At 52.2% G+C, this 4,375-nt stretch carries 3 protein-coding genes; 2 read left to right on the forward strand and 1 reads right to left on the reverse strand.

Features of this window, described 5'->3' with window-relative positions; genetic code table 11:
• The coding region (locus ACEW8P_RS00545) for a neutral/alkaline non-lysosomal ceramidase N-terminal domain-containing protein (RefSeq protein WP_373511163.1) at positions 1-1,113 on the reverse strand (1,113 nt) is incomplete at its 3' end.
• Between the two features lie 268 nt (positions 1,114-1,381).
• Between ACEW8P_RS00545 and ACEW8P_RS00550 the strand changes: the two genes are divergently transcribed.
• Positions 1,382-2,929, forward strand: coding sequence for a sulfatase (locus tag ACEW8P_RS00550; protein WP_373511164.1), 1,548 nt, complete (start codon positions 1,382-1,384; stop codon positions 2,927-2,929).
• Positions 2,930-2,969: 40 nt separating this feature from the next.
• A partial coding sequence (locus ACEW8P_RS00555) for a sulfatase (RefSeq protein ID WP_373511165.1) occupies positions 2,970-4,375 on the forward strand: 1,406 nt, incomplete at its 3' end.

Consider the following 4,375-nt stretch of genomic DNA (forward strand, 5'->3'; position numbering starts at 1 on the left):
CTGACTAAGCAATACCTGCTCGCGGTCGTAAATTCGTTGGACTGATTCGGGATCGTAGCCAATATTCTTAAAATCGTGAGCGATGAAGGATTCAGTCGCCTTTGCTAATTCCTCCTCAGAAGGCTTGCGGTGGTCAATTTCCAGTTCTTCGTAAGTACTCGATAAATCCGGCTTTTCCTGCCAGTCCAAGTTTTCGAGGCTTTTCGCTACTTTCTGGGCCAGTGTCCCGCCTACGAGCTGGGTCTTGGCGTAGTCTTCCGTCGGGAAGCGATCAGAGTCCTGAAACGACCAGAGGTTGACGTCGCCGCTCGTACCGTTGCTCATCATGGCCACGAAGTTGTCATCGGCCCCGAGTTTTTCTTTGAGCCGGGCGGCAAATTCACCAAAGTAGTCGCCCGTCACCGAGTCCTCGGGCCAGTCGCCAACGTAGTGCAGCCCGTAGTTGCCTAGCACCCCGATCCATTTGTCGTCCAGCCCCTTGACTAATAAAAAACTCAGCTCAGGATCAGGTTTGGCGACGGATTCGATGATCTGGGCTTCATCGCCAATCGGGTTAGTCTTCACGCCATCGTTTTGGCCCGTCACCGGGTTTCTGGCCTCGTAGCCTTCCTGCATTAGATACCGCCGACAAATCACGAAGTCAGGCACTTCCGCCGAACCGAAGGCAACCTTGGCGGGGCGGAGCGCGTCGTTGGCCTTGACCACCGACTCGATAATCAGGGCGGGTAGTTTTTCCTTATAATTAATGTCAGCCGCACCGCCCAGCAGCCCCACCACGTCGCCCGAAGCATGATTATGGTTGCAAGCCAACAAGACATTCGTAGGAAGAATGCCCGTTTGCTCCTGAATATGCTGTTTGATAGCATCCATGTAGTTGGAGGGCATGATACAAATATCCACCACGATGATGGCCAGCTTTGTATCTTTTTGTTGGAAAACCAGAGCCTTAGCGTACAATGGATCATGGATATGACGCGCGTAATGCGACACAAAATCGGACCCCAGCAAAGTACCCAAAGGCGGTGTAATATCCACCTGCGCCGCCCCCGCCATAAAATGTAGTTGTGGTACGGGCCGGTACGCCGGTGCGGGCTCGCCCGTCTTTCTTCCCATATGAACTATATTTCAACCAGAAAATCCAGAAAACAAAGTAGCAAAAGAAAATCTACCCCAAATTATACTTTCAAGCGGGATTCCGGTACTTTCTTGCGGTTTTATGTCCGATTCTGCCCCAATTATAAATATTAGCCTAATAATAGTACGCTCTAATTTTGTGGAGCTCCGTCTTGACTCTGAGCACCCCTGTTAAACCATCAGTAAGGAAGACGTGGCAATTGCTTTTTCAAAAACTATATCGCAAATTGTCCCCTTCTCAATGCTCATGCAGCGCATCCGAATCCTTTACCTCTTACCCCTCCTATTTTTCTCGCTTTATAGCTGTACCCAAAAATCCCGGTCGCTCGGCGACACATTCAAGCCCAATATCCTATTCATCATGTCCGACGACCACACGTCGCAGGCGTGGGGGATTTACGGGGGAATCTTAAAAGATTACGTCAAGAACGATCACATCCAGTGGCTGGCCGACCACGGGGTTGTGCTGGAAAATACTTTTTGCACCAATTCCATCTGCGTACCCAGCCGGGCGGCGATTTTGAGCGGCCAGTACAGCCACCGCAACGGCGTGTACGATCTTGACGATGTTTTCGAACCGGATAACACGAATTATGCCAAACTACTCCAAGCCAGCGGCTACCAAACCGCGATCGTCGGCAAGTGGCATCTCAAAAAGGAGCCGGCAGGCTTCGATTACTATATGGTGCTGCCCAGCCAGGGCCGTTACCAAAACCCAATCCTCAAAACCAAAGACAACTGGCAAGACGGCAACGCGGGCGGCAAAGTGTACGAAGGCTTCTCGGCGGACGTTATCGCCGATCAGTCCATTGCCTGGCTCAAAAGCAGAAACTCCGAGCAGCCCTTTTACCTCTCCACGCATTTCAAGGCTACCCATGAGCCTTATGACTACCCTGCCCGTCACCAGGATTTTTTGTCGGATGTCGAACTACCTTATCCCCCAAATTTCGAGGATTGGGGCGCGGCTACCACTGGCCGTACCCACGACGGCTGGCCATTGGAAATATTGGGGGAGCGTTACGAAAAAGGTACGGGTACCCAGTACCCCGGTGCTTCGTTCTCGCTGACTGGCCTGGATTCGCTGGCCGCCCGAAAGAAAACGTACCAGAAATTTGTCAAAGACTTTTTGCGGGCGGGCGCAGCCATCGACGACAACATCGGCAAGCTCATCGACTACCTGCGGGAAAGCGGGCAATTGGAAAACACGGTCATCATTTACACCGCCGATCAGGGGTATTTCCTGGGCGAACACGGCTTTTTCGACAAGCGGTTTATTTACGAACCTTCGCTACGGATGCCATTTGTGATTTCGTATCCTAAGGAATTTAAGTCGGGTCGTCGGATAGATGATATTATTCTAAATATTGATTTTCCGTCGCTGTTTCTTGATTTTGCGGGCACAAAGACACCCGCGCAAATGCAGGGACGCAGTTTTCGGGCCAACCTGGCGGGGAATACGCCCAAAGACTGGCGCAAGGATATGTACTACCGCTATTGGAGCAACGAACCGAGACGTCCGGCCCATTTTGGGATTCGAAATGAGCGATATAAGCTGGCGTTTTTCTACGGCCAATCCCGCACCAAAACCCAGCGCGACAAGATAGACTACCCGCCGGGTTGGGAATTTTATGATTTACAAAAAGACCCGCGCGAAGACCACAACGCCATCGGTGATCCGGCTTATCGGGACATCATAAAAACCATGAAGGCACGGCTCAGAACAATCAAAAATGACACCGGCGATGGGGTCGAGTCTAACGAGACTATTGCCGAACTTATCGAGCAATACTGGTAGTTTTTCGCCTCTTAAAACTCAAAATAAAATCAAGAAATCAATGCGCAAAAAAGTAATTCTTTTCTCAGCCCTGACCATAGGTGTCGTTTCCCTACTAGCCTTTAATTTTAATGTAAAACCAAAGGCCGACAGACCTCCCAATGTGGTACTTGTCTATATCGACGACATGGGCTTCGGGGACCTCGGTCGCACCGGAGCGGTGGACTACACCACACCCAATTTCGACGATATGGCCAGCAAAGGAATGTTCCTCTCGCACTACTATACGCCCCAAGCCGTGTGTACTGCCTCGCGGGCGGGACTACTGACCGGCTGCTACCCCAACCGTCTCGGTTTTGCCGGGGCTACGGACCATTCGGCCAAGACTGGAATCAACCCCGATGAAGAGATTATCGCTGAGCTCCTCAAAGCCCAGGGCTACGCTACCGCCGCCTTCGGCAAGTGGCATCTGGGTTTCCAGAAAAAGTTTTTGCCGCTGCAACACGGGTTCGATGAGTACTTCGGCATCCCCTACTCCAACGACATGTGGCCCAACCACCCGGTCAACAAGAATTACTACCCGCCGCTACCGCTCATCGAGGGCAACGAGACAGTGGCGACTAACCCCGATCAGAGTCAGTTTACGACTTGGTTCACGGAACGGACAATTCAGTTTATCATGAAAAACAAGGAAAAGCCCTTCTTCGCCTACCTTGCCCACCCCATGCCGCACGTGCCACTGTTCGTTTCTAATAAATTCAAAGGAAAATCGAAGCAGGGACTATACGGCGACGTAATTATGGAACTGGACTGGAGTATCGGCCAACTGCGTAAAACCTTGAGGGAGGAAGGGCTAGCCGAAAACACCCTGCTTATCGTGACTTCCGACAACGGCCCATGGCTGACTTATGGCAACCACGCGGGTAGTTCGGGTGGTTTTCGAGAAGGCAAAGGGACGTCTTTCGAGGGTGGCCACCGGGTACCGTTCATTGCCGAATGGCCGGGTGTCATTCCGGCGGGCCTTGTGTCCAATAATCTGTCGGCGGGCATCGACGTCCTGCCCACCATCGTGGAGGCTACGGGCGCGAAACTACCCAAGAAGCGCATCGACGGAGTGAGTCTGCTCGCCAACCTCAAAGGTAACCTTGCCGAAATACCACGGGAGTCTTTTTATTTTTATTACCGAAAAAATAATCTTGAAGCGGTGAGGCATGGTCATTGGAAACTAGTTTTTCCGCATCCGGGCCGCACCAACGAAGGCTTCGAGCCGGGCCACAACGGCCAGCCGGGTCGCGGCAATGAAAGCTTCAACCATCCCGGTGGCCTCTATGACCTGCGTCGCGATCCGGGCGAGCGGTACAATGTGATGTTCGACTACCCCGAAGTGAAAGCCGAGTTGATGAAAATCGCGGAGGAGGCACGAGCTGATTTAGGGGATGATTTGACGGGACGTCCGGCTAAGAATGT

It is taken from the genome of Persicitalea sp., assembly GCF_041751555.1.
Taxonomy (GTDB): Bacteria; Bacteroidota; Bacteroidia; order Cytophagales; family Spirosomataceae; genus Persicitalea.